The organism is Psychrosphaera sp. 1_MG-2023, assembly GCF_030548245.1.
Classification (GTDB): domain Bacteria; phylum Pseudomonadota; class Gammaproteobacteria; order Enterobacterales; family Alteromonadaceae; genus Psychrosphaera; species Psychrosphaera algicola.
Map to the genome: position 1 here is coordinate 1 of NZ_JAUORW010000061.1, position 590 is coordinate 590.

Annotated in this window: 1 protein-coding gene; it reads left to right on the top strand. The window is 31.0% G+C overall.

Features of this window, described 5'->3' with window-relative positions:
- Positions 1–102: 102 nt before the first annotated feature.
- Positions 103–501 carry a hypothetical protein gene (locus tag Q4575_RS19715; protein WP_215962750.1) on the top strand — a complete coding sequence of 133 codons (399 nt, stop codon included), beginning with the start codon at positions 103–105 and terminating at the stop codon, positions 499–501.
- Positions 502–590: the final 89 nt, after the last annotated feature.

A 590-nucleotide genomic window follows, 5' to 3' on the forward strand; every position in this document is an offset into this window, starting at 1 on the left:
GCGTTAGCAGCCTAGTAAAGAATGGAGTCTATTTTGAGTATGTTTCTGAAGTTATTTTTAGTTGTAATTATTAGCTTTTCTGCTTTATCGAAGGAATTGAATGTGCCCTTACAGTTCGTCCAAGAACTTAAACTGGGTAATAACTTAAAAGCAATGGGGTTAAAGGTTTCTTTGAATACAGAAACGTATAGAATTATAAAATCAGAAGTTGGTGATAAAAAAGCTAAGGAAATCTTACTGATAGAATTAAATAAATCTATTAATAAGTATCAAAAAGAATGGGATAAAAATTTATCTTCAGCATATGACGAAGTATTTAAAGATAATGAATTAAAATCTATTTTAGAATTAAAGCAAAAATCCCCTTACGCCAAAAAGTTTATAGAATCACAACGAAAAGTAGGTGAAAGTATGCAAAACCGTTCTGGTGATTTGCTAAATAAAGTGGTAGCCGAAGCAATAAAAAATGCTTTTTCAAAGGTTGTTAAAAAAGGCAGCTAACAAGCTAATTAACAGGACAAAAAACAGTTGGTTTTGCTCCTTCGTCGCTAATTTTAACCAACTGATTTTTACCCGTTATTAGGGCGTTA